Source organism: Streptomyces shenzhenensis (assembly GCF_003688995.1).
Lineage (GTDB): Bacteria > Actinomycetota > Actinomycetes > Streptomycetales > Streptomycetaceae > Streptomyces > Streptomyces shenzhenensis_A.
This window is the reverse complement of the sequence record NZ_PENI01000059.1, coordinates 1-13,582: the sequence shown is the minus strand read 5'-3', so window position 1 is coordinate 13,582 and position 13,582 is coordinate 1. Positions and strand designations below refer to the sequence as shown.

14 protein-coding genes are annotated in these 13,582 nt (G+C 69.1%); 2 read left to right on the top strand and 12 right to left on the bottom strand.

The features are described from left to right. Window positions 1-20: 20 nt before the first annotated feature. From CTZ28_RS45040 to kdgD, 9 genes are all read right to left on the bottom strand, one after another. Window positions 21-290: an Rdx family protein gene (locus CTZ28_RS45040; protein ID WP_121895651.1), complete on the bottom strand. Its 270-nt coding sequence runs from the start codon at window positions 288-290 to the stop codon at window positions 21-23. Next, window positions 287-1,240, bottom strand: a complete 954-nt coding sequence (locus tag CTZ28_RS45035; protein WP_121895649.1) for a HipA family kinase — start codon at window positions 1,238-1,240, stop codon at window positions 287-289. Before CTZ28_RS45035 ends, CTZ28_RS45040 begins: the two co-directional genes overlap by 4 nt. Before the next feature lie 205 nt (window positions 1,241-1,445). Continuing rightward, on the bottom strand, window positions 1,446-1,904 hold the full coding sequence (locus CTZ28_RS45030) for a RidA family protein (RefSeq protein WP_121895648.1): 459 nt from the start codon (window positions 1,902-1,904) through the stop codon (window positions 1,446-1,448). A gap of 52 nt (window positions 1,905-1,956) precedes the next feature. After that, window positions 1,957-3,606 (bottom strand): M24 family metallopeptidase, encoded by a 1,650-nt coding sequence (locus tag CTZ28_RS45025; RefSeq protein ID WP_121895646.1) that lies wholly within the window; start codon window positions 3,604-3,606, stop codon window positions 1,957-1,959. A 50-nt stretch (window positions 3,607-3,656) separates the two neighbouring features. Beyond that, on the bottom strand, window positions 3,657-4,436 hold the full coding sequence (locus tag CTZ28_RS45020) for an ABC transporter ATP-binding protein (RefSeq protein ID WP_121895644.1): 780 nt from the start codon (window positions 4,434-4,436) through the stop codon (window positions 3,657-3,659). 19 nt (window positions 4,437-4,455) lie between these two features. Then, window positions 4,456-5,481 carry an ABC transporter substrate-binding protein gene (locus CTZ28_RS45015; protein ID WP_121895642.1) on the bottom strand — a complete coding sequence of 342 codons (1,026 nt, stop codon included), beginning with the start codon at window positions 5,479-5,481 and terminating at the stop codon, window positions 4,456-4,458. 14 nt (window positions 5,482-5,495) lie between these two features. Then, window positions 5,496-6,356, bottom strand: a complete 861-nt coding sequence (locus CTZ28_RS45010; protein ID WP_220795554.1) for an ABC transporter permease — start codon at window positions 6,354-6,356, stop codon at window positions 5,496-5,498. 209 nt (window positions 6,357-6,565) lie between these two features. Continuing rightward, entirely contained in the window at window positions 6,566-8,188 is a 1,623-nt protein-coding gene (locus CTZ28_RS45005) for an aldehyde dehydrogenase (NADP(+)) (RefSeq protein ID WP_259472104.1), read from the bottom strand. Window positions 8,189-8,222: 34 nt separating this feature from the next. Beyond that, window positions 8,223-9,149, bottom strand: coding sequence for a 5-dehydro-4-deoxyglucarate dehydratase (gene kdgD, locus CTZ28_RS45000; RefSeq protein ID WP_121895640.1), 927 nt, complete (start codon window positions 9,147-9,149; stop codon window positions 8,223-8,225). A gap of 112 nt (window positions 9,150-9,261) precedes the next feature. Here kdgD and CTZ28_RS44995 point away from each other — a divergent pair, with 112 nt between their 5' ends. Beyond that, on the top strand, window positions 9,262-10,164 hold the full coding sequence (locus CTZ28_RS44995; RefSeq protein ID WP_121895638.1) for a LysR family transcriptional regulator: 903 nt from the start codon (window positions 9,262-9,264) through the stop codon (window positions 10,162-10,164). Window positions 10,165-10,284: 120 nt separating this feature from the next. Here CTZ28_RS44995 and CTZ28_RS44990 read toward each other — a convergent pair whose 3' ends face one another. From CTZ28_RS44990 to CTZ28_RS44980, 3 genes are all read right to left on the bottom strand, one after another. After that, window positions 10,285-11,514: an NADH:flavin oxidoreductase/NADH oxidase family protein gene (locus tag CTZ28_RS44990; RefSeq protein WP_121895636.1), complete on the bottom strand. Its 1,230-nt coding sequence runs from the start codon at window positions 11,512-11,514 to the stop codon at window positions 10,285-10,287. A gap of 50 nt (window positions 11,515-11,564) precedes the next feature. Beyond that, window positions 11,565-11,993: a MarR family winged helix-turn-helix transcriptional regulator gene (locus CTZ28_RS44985; RefSeq protein WP_259472103.1), complete on the bottom strand. Its 429-nt coding sequence runs from the start codon at window positions 11,991-11,993 to the stop codon at window positions 11,565-11,567. Between the two features lie 73 nt (window positions 11,994-12,066). Continuing rightward, on the bottom strand, window positions 12,067-12,888 hold the full coding sequence (locus tag CTZ28_RS44980) for a helix-turn-helix transcriptional regulator (RefSeq protein ID WP_121895632.1): 822 nt from the start codon (window positions 12,886-12,888) through the stop codon (window positions 12,067-12,069). A 161-nt stretch (window positions 12,889-13,049) separates the two neighbouring features. Here CTZ28_RS44980 and CTZ28_RS44975 point away from each other — a divergent pair, with 161 nt between their 5' ends. Further along, on the top strand, window positions 13,050-13,460 hold the full coding sequence (locus CTZ28_RS44975; protein ID WP_183154894.1) for a nuclear transport factor 2 family protein: 411 nt from the start codon (window positions 13,050-13,052) through the stop codon (window positions 13,458-13,460). Window positions 13,461-13,582 lie beyond the last annotated feature (122 nt).

The following is a 13,582-nucleotide window of genomic DNA, read 5'->3' as shown; positions in this document are numbered from 1 at the left end:
GATCGCGCCCGTCCGTCCGCTCAACCGTCCGAGTGGCCCAGGGACTTGCCCGGGGCCACTCGGTCGCGTACGGCCCGCTTCACGGCCGTCGGCTCGGGGAAGCCCTGCTCCCGCCGGTCCCATACGACCTCGTCATTGACCCGGACGACGAAGACGCCGCCCGTGCCCGGCTTCAGGGCCAGTTCCGTCAGCTCGGCCTCGAAGGTGGTGAGCAGCTCCTGCGCCAGCCAGGCGGCCCGGGGCAGCCACCGGCACCGGGTGCAGTACTCGATCTCAACGCGCTGGGTCATCCCAGGTGCACCGACCAATCCTGTTCCGCCCCCGGTTTGCCGTGCAGGTCGGGGACCTGCTTGAGCCACCGCGGGCGCCCTTCCTGGGTGCGTGCCGCCCGGCGGGCCTCCTCGGCGGCGAGTTCGTCCCCGGTGGGGAAGTCCGTGGGAATCCAGCGCGGTGACGCCTGCACACGCGCGTGCAGATAGTCCACGTACGCCCGCCGGACCTCGTCCGGTGTCGCGAAGCCGGGCTCCCCGGCCAGCCATGCGTCCGGCACCGCGGCCGTGACCTCGCACAGCAGGTCACGTGTCACCCTGGGCGCCAGCTCGGCGTCGGCCGCGCGGACATCCGGTGCGGCGGACGTCGGCCCCGCCCCGGCGGAGTCGGGGATGCGGAGGCGGCCGAGGGCGTGGTGCCGGAAGTCGTACGCCTTCGCGGGGTCCGCGCCGTCCCAGCGGTGGTGGAAGACGAGGGCGGCGCCGTGGTCGATCAGCCACAGCCGCGGCGGCGCGATCCCGAGGGTCGGCCAGATCATCAGGTTGGAGCTGTGCACCGTGCGGTCGACGTTCACGGTCAGCGCGTCGAGCCAGACGATCCGGCCCGCCTCCAGCGGGTCCACGGGGAAGGTCCGCGCCACCTCGGGGGTGAAGTCCCGCGCGCCCGGCAGATGGTCCATGCCGAGGTTGACACCGGCGCTTGCGCCGTGGAGGTCGCGCACCTCCTGGTGCGGCTCGTGCGCGGCGATCTCCGGGTCGAAGCGCACCAGGACCAGTTCGGGGAAGCGCAGCCCGAGGGCCCGCGCCAGCTCGCCCACGATCACCTCGGCGACCAGCGCCTTGCGCCCCTGCGCCGAGCCGGTGAACTTCACGACATACGTCCCGAGGTCGTCGGCCTCGACGATCCCGGGCACGGAGCCACCCTCGCGCAGCGGCGCGACATAACGGGTCGCTGTGACCTCACGCAACATTTTGCCCAGGCTACACGCCCCTTCGCCCTTCCCCTCCATGATCAGCCTCGGGGGGGATCCAACGGGAGCGGAGGCATGGCGAGGCAGCGCCACCCGGTACGACAACACCCCGGGGAGCTGCCTTGCCAGCCTCCGTCTCGGCACCTCGATGATCTGGATCAAGGACCTCGGACAGCCGGCCCTTGATCGCGAGCAGATATGTTTCCTAGCCGCGGACGGCGATCGTGGCGTCGAGTTCCACCAGCGCCCCCTGCGGCAGTACATGGGCCGGCAGGGCGGTTCGAGCGTGCCGGCCCGCGTCCCCCAGGACGTCGAGCAGCAGCTGCGACGCCCCGTCGATCACCGACGGCTGGTCCACGAAGGTCGGTGCACTGAAGGCCCAGGCATTGAGCTTGAGCACGTGCACATTGTCGAGGCCGACTGCGTCATCCACACGTGCCAGGAGGTTGAGCGCAGCGGTTCTCGCGGCGGTCACTCCGTCGGCCAGGGTGGCGTCGTCTCCCAGACGGCCCCGCAGGATCTCGCCGGAGGCGGTCCGTGAGATCTGCCCGGACACGTACAGCAGATCGCCCCATCGAGCGGTCGCCTCGTACGCGTAGCGGGGCGCCCCGAGCACCGGCAGCTCGATGGACAGCGCCTTGAGGCGCTCCTTCACGTCAGTCATGTTGCATCCCGGTTCACGACGATTTGACTCTTGGGCGTGGGCGGTTCAGCCGTCATCGCTTGCTCAGGACGTAGGTACGGTCGCGTCCGATGTACCAGAGGTCCTCGGTGCCGATCGCCGCGTTCTCGTAGCGCCAAGGTATCTCGGCGGCGCCGTACGAACCGACCGTGAGGACGTGCTTGTAGCCGGGCCGGAGTTCGTTGGCGAACGACTCCTGCTTGCCCATGAGGTGGCCGACGTTGCGCTTGCGGTACTCCGTGTTGAAGTCGACGTCCGTCCCGAGCATCCCGATCTGGACCATCCGGTCCAGGTGCGGTGCCAGGTAGCGCAAGGTTCCCTCATGCACGTCCTCGCACACCACGCCGGGCTTGAGCTGCCCGATGATGCCCTCACGCACCACGTCGAAGAAGAAGGCGTACGCCTCCTTCGCGGCCGCGGTGCGGGGCAGCGAGCGGGCCATGTCGGAGGTGGCGACATTGACCCCGTCGAACACGATGCGCACTCCGGCGTCGAGCTGGATGCAGGTCGTCTCGTCGTTGATCGGGTAGTCGACCGGCGGGCCGGGGAACAGCATCCGGTTCGACGAGTGGAGGTTGGTGAAGTACGGCTCGATGTCGAAGGGGATCTCGTTCTCCGTGCGGAACTCGGCGATCTTCTTCAGGTACACCGCGTTGATGTCGAGCTCGGTGAACGAGCGGCCGGCGTCGAGGCCCTCCTCCGCCCAGGCCAGCGCCTCCTCGATGGCGAACACGCTCGCGCGGGCTGCGACGACCTGGAAGGCGAGGTCCTCGTCGTCGCGGATGTCGCGCCAGTGGCCGAGGTCGGTCGAGACCGGAACCAGTTCCGCTCCCTCGCGCTCGAGCTCGCGGGCCAGGCCGACGCTGATCCACTCGTCCTCGACGCCGGTCCGTACGCCGCCGGCCAGCGCCCGGACAGCGGCGCCGACGGACGGGAACCGGCCGACGGCCGTCCCGGAGACCCCGGCGGTCCCATCGGGCGCCAGCACCAGCAGTTTGTCCGAACCGGCCAGCCACAGGGCGACCGCGCCGTCCGGCTGCGCGAACCCGGTCGCCTCGGTGAAGTTGGGGGGCGCGGCGAGGATCAGCGCGTCGAGAGAGCGGTCCCCGACGAGCGTCTTCAGCGCCGAGAACCGGCTGTCCTCGCCCGCGGTGAACTCCTCCGCCAGGCCGTTGAGGTGTTCGACGTCCTCGATGAGCCGTCGCGCGGTGCGGACGCCCGTCTCGCGCCACGCCGCGAACCTCGCCACGACCTCCTCGGTGTCGAGTTCGTACGCGGTGACGGGGGTGGGGTCCTGGTCGGCGACGACGAGTTCGACGGAGCCGGACAGCGTGCGGTAGTGGCTGTAGACGACGTCGGCGGCGAGGCTCACCGCGGCGCCGTCGGCGAGTTCCTGCACGAGGCTCGTCAGAGACTGTGCGACGGGCGTGTCGGCGACGACTCGGGGGTCGATCGTGACCCAGGGAGCGTAGAACTTGATCTGGTCCTTCGGGACCCCGGCGGAGAGGGCGTTGCCCTGCTCCTGTTGGCGCACGAGCAGGTACTGGCCCTTGTCGGTCCGTGCGATCAACGGTGCGACGAACGGGTAGGAGTCGAGGCGGATCGCGGAGAACAGAAGGCTCTTGCGTGCGTTGAGTCCGTAGGTTTCTTCGACTTGCGAAGCGTCTGCGGTGATGCTCAGCATGGGGGCTCCTATGATGTCGATTTCGGTGTCGGCGTCCGGGCCGGCAGTGGTCAGCTGATCCCGGTCACGACTCCGATGTGGGACTCGATTTCCGTTGTGTAGTCGGAGAAAGCCGCGGAGAACCGGTGCTCCTTGCCCCGGGGCCGTGGGAAGTCGATCGCGATGTCGGCGACGATCCGGCCGGGGCGGTCGCCGACGACGACCACCCGGTCGCCGAGCCAGACCGCCTCGGAGATGCTGTGGGTCACGAACAGGACGCTGCACCCCGTGGTCTGCCAGATGCGCTGGATCTCGAAGTTCATCGAATCGCGGGTCATGGCGTCGAGCGCGCCGAAGGGCTCGTCCATGAGGAGCAGTTCGGGGTGGGAGACCAACGCGCGGCAGATGGCCACCCGTTGCTGCATCCCGCCGCTGAGTTCGTAGGAGTAGTGCTTGGCCTTGCTGCCCAGCCCCACCATCTCGAGCAGTTCCTGGGCATAGCGGCGTGACTCGTCGGTGCGGGTGCCGCGGAACTCCAGGGGCAGGAGCACATTGTCGATGTTGTTGCGCCACGGCAGGAGCACGGGGCCCTGGAACACCATCGCGATGTCCTCGATCCCGTCGCGGATCGGCCGCCCCTTGACCAGGATTTCGCCCTCGGTGGGCTCCTGCAGGCCGGAGATCGTCTTGAGCAGCGTGGTCTTTCCGCTGCCCGACTGTCCGACGATCGAGACGAACTGGCCCGGCTTCACATGGAAGTCCAGCCCTTTGAGCACCGTGTTCTCTTGGCCGTCCCGGGACCGGTAGGTCTTTCCCACGTTGTTGACCGAGATGGCGTACTCGTTGTTCATGTGACTCTCCGTCCGGCCGTCACGGGGCCTGGATGGTCTCGTTGGCGTGCAGCGGCTCGAGGTAGGAGTTGCTGTACACGTCCTTGGGCGTGAGATTGCTCTCCGGGTTCAGGCCGAGGAACTGGCGGGCGACGTCGATCGATTTCTGGGCGCCGGCGTCGTCCATGACGCCGAACTCGTTCGCCGACTTACCGGTGCCCCAGTTGAGACCGCACTGCGCGCGGATCGCGAGGGTGATGGTCCTGGTCTCGTAGCCCGAGACCTCTTTCTGGAAATCCTTCGCGGCGCCCTCCGGGTGCTGGCACGCCCACAGGAAGCCCTTCTGCATCGCCCGGTTGAACCGCCGCACCTGCTCGGGATCGTTCTTGAGTTTCTCGTCGGAGACGACGATCCCGTTGCCGTAGAGGTTGATGCCGAGATCGGACCACTTCAGCACGACTGCCTTCCGGCCGAGTGCGTCGATGGCCGGCTGGTCGGAGACGTACAGGGCGAGGTTGGCGTCCCACTGACCGGCGAGCAGTCCGGGGATCTTCGATGCGCTCGAGGCGGAGACGACGTTGACATCGCCCTCCTTGAGCCCCAGCTTGTTCATCGCGAACGGCCACATCGCGGTCATCGCACCACCGCCCTCGGTGGCGACTGTCTTGCCCCGGAGGTCGTCCCACCCCTTGATCCCGCTGCCCGCGAGGCCGACGACCGCGTAGGCGGACCTGGCCTGCAGGAGGTTGACCTGCTTGACCTTGACGCCCCTGCCCTGGGCGGTGACCGTGGCGCCGAAGTCCGCCCAGCCGACGTCGACCTTGCCGGTGACGACGGAGGTGACCGTGTTGGTCGAACCGGACCCCGGCATGACCGTGAGGTCGAGGCCCTCCGCCTTGAAGAAACCCCGCTCGACGGCCGAGATGAACGGCGCGTGCTTCGGCAGGTACCCCACGTCGAGCATGAGGGTCATCGAGTTCTTCCCGCCGTTGCCCGCGCAGCCCGACACGGACAGCAGGAGCGCCGCCCCGCCGATCGCGGCGATCCGGCGAATCGAGTTGCGCATTCTCCGCTCCCCGGTCACTTCGCGTGGTTCTTCCACGGGACCAGCTTTCGTCCCGCGAAGTCGACGATGAAGAACAAGGCCAGGGCGATGGCGGCGAGCACCATGAAGGCCGCGAACATCGACGGGAGGTCGACCTGGCTGTTGGCGAGCAGGATGACGTATCCCAACCCCTTCGAGCCGGCGATGAACTCACCGACGACCGCCCCGCCCACGGCGAGCGAGATGGAGATCTTCGCTCCGGAGAAGATCGACGGGATCGCGTAGATGAAATCGATCTTCGTCATCTTCTTCCAGGGCGATGCCTTGTTGATCCGCGCGAGTTCCTGCAGTTCGTGGGGTACCGAGCTCAGGCCGTCATAGGTGTTGATCACCAGGGGGAAGAACGCGATGGCCATCGCGACGAACGCCTTCGACTCGAAGCCGAACCCGAACCACACGATGAACAGCGGTGCGAGCGCCACCTTCGGGATGGTGTCGATCGCGATGAGCGCGGGGTAGAGGAAACTGCGCACGGTCTGCGAGTAGTGCAGCGCCGCGCCGCACAGCACCCCGAGCGCGGTGCCGAGCGCAAACCCGGCGAGCGCCTCCTGCAACGTGACGAAGGTGTTGCTCGCGAAGTACTCGGGCCGGTCGATCAGTTCGGCGAAGGCCGCGACCGGCCCGACGAACAGGTACTCTGGCGGGGCGATGATGGTGACCAGCAGTTGCCATACGACGAAGAGCCCGATGATCCCCGCGACTGCTTTCGCACCGGCCGCGATCGAGTCACGGCTGAACCGTTTCGGCTGGGGTGCCGCCTGTTCGCCGAGCGCTGTCCCGGGCGGGGACTGACGCGGGCCGTCCGAACTGACTTCGCGGACTTCAGGAGTGGCCATGGCGGAACCCCTCACATGGCGCGTCGTGCGCGGGTGTGGCCGCGGTTGCCGACTGGGGGTGTGGTTGCCGACAGGGGCCTGCGGCAGGGGACGGCGGCGAGAGCCATCGTGGTGTCATTGCGTCCTCACAACACTGGAAGGGGTACCACTGGGCAGTCGTGGGGGGCTGGACCTGGCCGGGTGGGCAAGCACATCGCCCGGCCGGCCGATCAAGCGGTGCTGTTGACGGTGAGCGCGTCCCGGCTGGGTTCACCGTCGAGTCGACGCCACACACCGAGCGGGTTCTCGTCACGAACCTCGGCAGGCAGCAGCGCGGCCGGCACGTTCTGATAGGCGACGGGGCGCAGGAAGCGCTCGATCGCGAGCGTCCCGACGGATGTGCTGCGTGGGTCTGTCGTGGCCGGGAACGGGCCACCGTGCACCATCGCGTGGCCGACTTCGACTCCTGTGGGCCAGCCGTTGAACAGGACACGCCCGGCTCGCTCCTCCAGGAGCGGCAGCAGCTCCGCGGCGAGTGGCTGATCGGCCTCGTCGGCGTGCACGGTCGCGGTGAGCTGGCCTTCCAGCGTGCGCACCGCCGCGGTCAGCTCGGCGGTGTCCGCGCAGCGGACGAGCAGCGAGGTCGCGCCGAAGACTTCGGCCTGCAGCTCCGGATCGGCGACGAACCTGGCGCCCTCGACAGTCAGCAGCCGGGCGCGGCCGCAAGCCGCGCTGTCGGGCCGGCTGCCGCGGGCGAACTCGTCGACGCCGTCCCGGGTCGCGAGGGCGTCACCGGCCGCAGCGTAGTGGTGGGCGATGCCCGTGGTGAGCATGGTGGCTCCGGCGTCGGCGGCGACGGCGTCGGCCGCGGCCCTCGTGAACGCGTCCAGGCCCGGCCCCTCGACGGCCAGGACCAAACCGGGGTTGGTGCAGAACTGACCGGCGCCGAGCGTCAGTGATCCGGCGAACGCGGCGCCCAGCTCGGCGCCGCGGGATGCGAGCACCGCGGGAAGCAGCAGCACTGGATTGATGCTGCTCATCTCCGCGTACACCGGGATCGGCACCGGCCGGGCGGCGGCCGTGGCCGCGATCGCCAGCCCGCCCGTGCGGGACCCGGTGAACCCCACGGCACGGATCCTCGGATCGCTGACGAGCAGGGTGCCCACATCGCTTCCGCTGCCGACGAGCTGGGAGAACACTCCCTCGGGCATACCCGTGTCAGCCGCTGCCTCGGCGATCGCCCGCGCCACCAGCTCCGCGGTACCCAGATGGGCCTGATGTGCCTTGACGACCACCGGGCACCCGGCGGCCAGCGCGGATGCGGTGTCTCCCCCGGCGGTGGAGAAGGCCAGGGGAAAGTTGCTCGCGCCGAACACCGCGACCGGGCCGAGCGATATCCGGCGCTGCCGGATGTCGGCGCGTGGCAGGGGTTCGCGGTCGGGCCGGGCCGGATCGATGCGCGCGCCCTGCCAGGTCCCGGCCCGCAACTCCGCGGCGAACAGCCGCAGTTGACCGCTGGTGCGACCGACTTCGCCGGTGAGCCGCGGACGCGGCAGCGCGGTCTCGGTGTGCGCGCGCTCCACCAGCTGATCCCGACGCTCGTCGAGCAGATCCGCGATGCGCTCGAGGAACTCGGCACGCCGTTCGGCGGTGGTCGCCCGAAACACCGGGTGCGCCCGCTCCGCCAGCGCGCAGGCCCGCTCGACGTGCGCGGCCGACGCCGCGAGATACCCGGGATCGAGAGGCGCGCCGGTACGGGGATCGACGGACCGGATCTCCTCACCCGTGCCGATGACGGGTTCAGCTCCGATGACCATGACGCCGGCGGGGCTGGTCCGGGGGAGAGCAGACACGGGTGTCTCCTTGCACTTCGTCGGATGGGTGGCGTCAGGCGATGGCAGCGCGTGACGTCTCGATGACACCGGCGAGCAGTTCACGCTCGGAGTCGTCCAGGTCCGTCAGCGGCGGCCGCACGGGACCGGCGGGGTGTCCGGCCAGGTCCATGCCGGCCTTGACGATGCTCACCGCATAGCCGGCCTTACGGTCACGAATCGCGGTGTAAGGCAGCACGACGTCGTCGAGCAGTCGACGCACCTTCTTTCGATCCCGTGCCCGCACCGCGTTGTAGAAGGTCAGGGCGAACTCGGGCAGGAAGTTGAAGATCGCCGAACTGTAGGTCGTGGCGCCCAACTCCAGGTACGGCAGCGCGAACGTCTCCGCCGTCGGCAGCCCGCCGATATAGACCAGGCGGTCACCGACACGCGAGTAGATCTGCGTGATCCGCTCCAGGTCACCGACACCGTCCTTGAGTCCGATCAGGTTCGGGCAGGAGTCGGCGAGTGTGGCCACTGTGTCCGATGTGTACACGGCATTCGCGCGGCTGTAAAGCACTACGCCCAGCGAAGTGGATTCGCAGACCGCGCGCACATGAGCGGTGAGACCCTCTGCGGAGGCCTCGGTGAGGTACGGCGGGAACAGCAGCAGGCCGTCGGCGCCGGCTGCCTCGGCGTCGCGGGCCATGCTGACCGCTTGCGCGGTGCCGTGTCCGGCCGGGGCGAGGATCGGGGTGCCCTCGGGCGCGCTGCCGACGGCGGCCCGGAGCACGGTGCCGACTTCCTGCGGGGTCAGGGAGAAGAACTCCCCCGTCCCGCCTGCGGCGAACAGCCCGGCGATCTCGTACTGGCTCATGCGGACGATGTTCTCCCGGTAGGCGGGTTCGTCGAACGCCAGGTCGCGGGTGAAGTGGGTGACGGGAAACGACAGCAGCCCGGAGCCGAGGCGCTCGGCAAGTTCGGTGGGGGTAATGGTGGGCATCAGCGTTTCCTCCCGGGGGGACATGCAGGACAGCGATTGCGATGAACCATAAGAACGAAACCGATGCGCGTCCAACACTTCCTGGGCATCAACTGATACCTATAATGGATCGATGTTTACGCTGAATCAGCTGGAAAGTTTTGTCGCCGTCGCCGAGACGCTGCACTACGGCCGCGCGGCGGAACGGCTGTCGATGACTCAGCCCCCGCTGTCCCGCCGAATCCAGCTGCTGGAGCGCGAGTTGGGCGTCGAGCTGTTCGACCGGATCGGACGGTCCGTCCGGCTCACCGCGGCCGGACAGGCGTTCCTGGGCGACGCCCGGCGCATTCTCGGGCTGTCCGAGCAGGCGGCACTGTCGGTACGCCGCGTGCCCGCAGGCGAGATCGGGACCGTGGCCCTGGGCTTCACGGCGTCGTCCGCGCACTCGGTGCTCGACGCCATCGTCGGCGGCATCCACGCCCGGCTGCCGGGCGTGGATCTGGTGCTGCGCGAATCGGTGTCCGGAACACAGCTGGAGAAGCTTCGCTCCGGGGAACTGGACCTGGGCCTCGTCCGTCCCCCCGTCCCCGGCACCGGGCTCGAACACCGTCCCCTGCACCGGGAGGCCTTGCTGGCCGCGATCCCGGCCGGGCACCCGCTGGCCGCGCCGGACCGGGTGCCGCACGTGCGCGACCTCGACGGCGAGCCGTTCGTCATGTACTCACCGGCCGAGGCCCGCTACTTCTACGAGGTGCTGGTCAGCGTCTTCCGCGGTGCCGGGGTCGTACCCAGGTACGTACACCACCTCAGCCAGGTGCACACGATCCTGGCGCTGGTGCGAGCCGGGCTCGGACTCGCGCTGGTCCCCCGGGCGGCCGAGGCGCTCGGGCTGGACGGCATCGTGCTCCGCCCGATGATCGGGGTCGAGGGCGAGCCGGTCGAACTCGTCGCCGCCTGGCGGGCGAACGACGACAACCCGGCCCTGCACGCCGTCCGGCATCTGGTGATCGACCTGGCCGGCCGGGACATCTCCTGACATCGGCGTTTGCGTAATCGAATACGGCAGTTGCAGTTTCTCGAAGGGGCCGCCACGCCGGGTGTGAACTCATGCCGGGCTCGGCCGCCACCCGTGGCCTGGTCCCCGGCCGGGTCTCCTTCAGCCGGCCGCGGTCGTGCCGGCGTTGTCCCGGCGGTATCGGGCGAGGTGGCGGGAGCGCCGGCGCCGGTCGATGACGAGTGCGAGCGTCGGCGGACGGGTGGAGCTGTCCTTGCCGCATCCGATCGCGTGCAGCCGTCCGGTGACAGCGGCCTGGACGGCTGCCGCGCGCACGGTCTTCGAGCCGATCATCGACCGCGGCGGCAGCACCGCCGTGTCGTCGCCCGCGAGCCAGCGGTGCGGTAGCTCGGGGTCCTGGGCGAGCGCGGTCGCCACGCCGACCAGGGCGAACCCGCGGTCGAGGACGCGTTCGGCGATCCCGCTGCGGCGGATCCCGCCGGTGAGCATGAGCGGCACCGTCGCCCGGTCGACCAGGCGTCCGGCGAGATCGAGGAAGTACGCCTCGCGCTCGAGCGTGCGGTCGTCGGCGGTGTGCCCCGACGTTGCCAGCGCCTCGACGCTGCCGCCGGACAGCTCCACGAGATCGACGCGGTCGCCCAGCCACTCGATGACGCGCCCGGCGTCGTCGATGTCGAAGCCGCCGCGCTGGAAGTCGGCCGAGTTCAGCTTGACCGCGACGCCGAACCCGGAGCGAACGCGGCCGCGAACGGCGTCGACGATCCGCAACAGCAGCCGAGCCCGGTTCTCCAGCGACCCGCCCCACTCGTCGTCCCGGCTGTTCACCAGCGGCGACAGGAACTGGGAGAGGAGATAGCCGTGGGCTGCATGGATCTCGACGCCGGCGAATCCCGCTTCCTGCGCCAGAAACGCCGTTGTCGCGAACCGCTCGATCACCTCGTGGATGTCCGCGACCGTCATCGGCTTCGGGACGGGATACAGCGAGGAGAGGGCGCCGGCATTCACCCGCGTCGCGGAGGGTGCCAGAGCGAGTGCACCCGTGTCGCGCAGGACCACGCGCCCCGGATGGTTGATCTGCATCCACACCGGAGCGGTACCCGCCGCCGACGCCCACCGCCGGAACGGTTCGAGCTCGCTCACCTCGTCCAGCACGATGTCGCCGGGCTGCGCGAGCGCACGCCGGTCGACCATGACGTGCCCGGTGATCACGAGACCGGCGCCACCGGCGCCCCACCGGCGATAGAGCCTCTCGATGCGCTCGTCGGGCTGCTGCCCCGCACCCGCGAGCTGCTCCTCCATGGCCGCTTTGACGATGCGGTTCTGCAACGTGATCCCGCTGCGCAAGGTCAGCGGACTGGCTACCAATGACATGCAGACTCCTTCAAGTCTTGAAGTACCTGAAGAGTACTGCAAGACTTGAACTAAGTCGCGGCGGGATTCGTGATCTCCGCGACCCGGGTGAGCGCGTCCGCCAGAACCGCCAGCTCTGACGGCGGGAGCGCCGCGAAGGGGCTCAGCGCGAGCGCCTCGTCGATCACCGCCTTGCGCACCCGCGCCCCTTCCGCGGTCAGCTCGAGAACGCTCGACCGGCCGTCCCGCGAGTCGCGGCGCCGCAGCACATATCCGCGGTCCTCCAGCTGCTTGGCGATGAACGTCAGGTTGGACGCGTTGCAGTGCAGGCGCTGCGCCATCACCCGCATCGGCGGCGCCGGCCGGTCCGGGTCGATGGCCCACAGCGCCTGCGCGGTTTGATAGGTGAGCCGGAGCCGGCTCAACAGGGGCTCCAGTCTCGTGTTGGTGACCATCGAGATTTCATGAACCGCGCGCACCACGCTCAGTAGATCGTCCACGCCTCTCATTCTCGGCCCCCGCGGTGACGAGGCGGAACCTCGGCGGACCCGGCGGCTTCCGTAGCGGCAGCGGTCAGAGCTTCTTCAGCGCGGCGGCGCTGGGACTGCCGGCTTCCGCCGTGTACATCACCACGGAGAAACCCGAGCCGGGCAGGCCGAGAATGTGCCGGTCGATCTCCAGTGCGCCCAGCCTGGGGTGTTGCAGCTTCTTGCGCACGCTGGGCATGGGGCGAACGGCGTGGTCGCGCCAGGCGCTCGCAAAATCCGGATCGTGGGTTGCGAACTCGTCGACCAGCTCCGCGAGCACGGTGTCTGTGGGGTGCCGAACCCCGGCTGTGCGCAACTGGGCGGCCGTCTGCTGAGCGAAATCGGCCTCCGAGCCGGGCGTGCCGGTGCAGAGGGTGTCACGGAACCTGAGCGAGACGCGCAGCACGTTGCGCTCGCTCAGCCGGGAGAAGTCCGTGATCAGCGCCACGGCTGCCGCGTTCCAGGCGACGATGTCCTGGCGGCCGTTGACGAGGTAGGCAGGGATGCCGTCAAGCCTGTCGAGCAACTGCCGAGCAGCATCGGGCACATGCTCCGGCGCGTCGTCGCGCTCCGCCGGCAGCACCTGTCCGGCCAGGCGGGCGAGATAGTCGCGCTCCGCTCCGGTGAGCTGAAGAGCCGTCGCCAGCGCAGCCAGCACCTGCGGTGAGGGCCGGGGTGCCCGTGCCCGTTCCAGACGCTCGTAGTAGCTCACCGACACCTGCGCCAGGGCGGCCACCTCTTCGCGGCGCAGCCCGGGTGTGCGTCGGGCGCGCAGACCCGGTGGAAGCGTCGCTTCGGCCGGCACGTCTTCCGGTCGCAGTTCCTCGCGGCGGCGGCGGAGAAAGTCTGCGAGGTCCTGGCTGCTCACCCTCGCATGCTGTCACAGGGGGGACAGCCAAGCCTCGCACTGCTGGTCCGGGGCTCAGCTGTCCGTTCCGCGCCCATGAATCCGCCGGGCATGGTGGGTGGGTCGGTGCGCTGACCAAGAGGAGAAATGTGTCCAGGACGCCCGAGGAAACTTTTCGCCGCATGATCGACATGATGCTGGCCAAGGACATGAATGCCGTGGCAGATCTGTGGGCGCCTGACGGAATCGCGGAGTTCCCTTTCGCGGCCGGAAGCTCCCCTCGCGTTCTGAACGGACGGGAGGAGGTACGTGCCTACCTCGTTCACTATCCGGAACTGATGGACATGAAGGAGGCGGCCGCGCTCACCGTGCGGCCCACGGATCAGGCGGACACCGTCGTGGTGGAGTGGACGGCCACCGGCCGCACCGTGGCCACCTCCCGGCCCTACCGCCTGGACTACATCGTGGTTCTCACGGTCCGCGACGGGCTGATCACTCTGTACCGGGATTACTGGAGCCCGCTGTCGGCTGCCGCCGCTGCCGGGGATCCGGCCGGGCTGATCGACTCGCTGGAAAGGAAGGAATCTCAATGAAGCTTCTATATCCCGTCAACCCCCATCGCCGTAGCGGCGCTGTTGAGGTGGCGATAGAAGCGTCGGGCGAGGTATCGCTTGAGACAGCGGCGGATCTCTCGGTCTGTCTTGCCTTCGGTGCG

What these genes read in the sequence shown, in the direction of transcription:
- CTZ28_RS45020 (WP_121895644.1), bottom strand. Translation starts at nt 4,436, where the DNA reads ATGAACAACGAGTACGCCATCTCGGTCAACAACGTGGGAAAGACCTAC.
- CTZ28_RS44995 (WP_121895638.1), top strand. Translation starts at nt 9,262, where the DNA reads ATGTTTACGCTGAATCAGCTGGAAAGTTTTGTCGCCGTCGCCGAGACG.
- CTZ28_RS45015 (WP_121895642.1), bottom strand. Translation starts at nt 5,481, where the DNA reads ATGCGCAACTCGATTCGCCGGATCGCCGCGATCGGCGGGGCGGCGCTC.
- CTZ28_RS45025 (WP_121895646.1), bottom strand. Translation starts at nt 3,606, where the DNA reads ATGCTGAGCATCACCGCAGACGCTTCGCAAGTCGAAGAAACCTACGGA.
- CTZ28_RS45010 (WP_220795554.1), bottom strand. Translation starts at nt 6,356, where the DNA reads ATGGCCACTCCTGAAGTCCGCGAAGTCAGTTCGGACGGCCCGCGTCAG.
- kdgD (WP_121895640.1), bottom strand. Translation starts at nt 9,149, where the DNA reads ATGCCCACCATTACCCCCACCGAACTTGCCGAGCGCCTCGGCTCCGGG.
- CTZ28_RS44990 (WP_121895636.1), bottom strand. Translation starts at nt 11,514, where the DNA reads ATGTCATTGGTAGCCAGTCCGCTGACCTTGCGCAGCGGGATCACGTTG.
- CTZ28_RS45035 (WP_121895649.1), bottom strand. Translation starts at nt 1,240, where the DNA reads ATGTTGCGTGAGGTCACAGCGACCCGTTATGTCGCGCCGCTGCGCGAG.
- CTZ28_RS45040 (WP_121895651.1), bottom strand. Translation starts at nt 290, where the DNA reads ATGACCCAGCGCGTTGAGATCGAGTACTGCACCCGGTGCCGGTGGCTG.
- CTZ28_RS44975 (WP_183154894.1), top strand. Translation starts at nt 13,050, where the DNA reads ATGATCGACATGATGCTGGCCAAGGACATGAATGCCGTGGCAGATCTG.
- CTZ28_RS45030 (WP_121895648.1), bottom strand. Translation starts at nt 1,904, where the DNA reads ATGACTGACGTGAAGGAGCGCCTCAAGGCGCTGTCCATCGAGCTGCCG.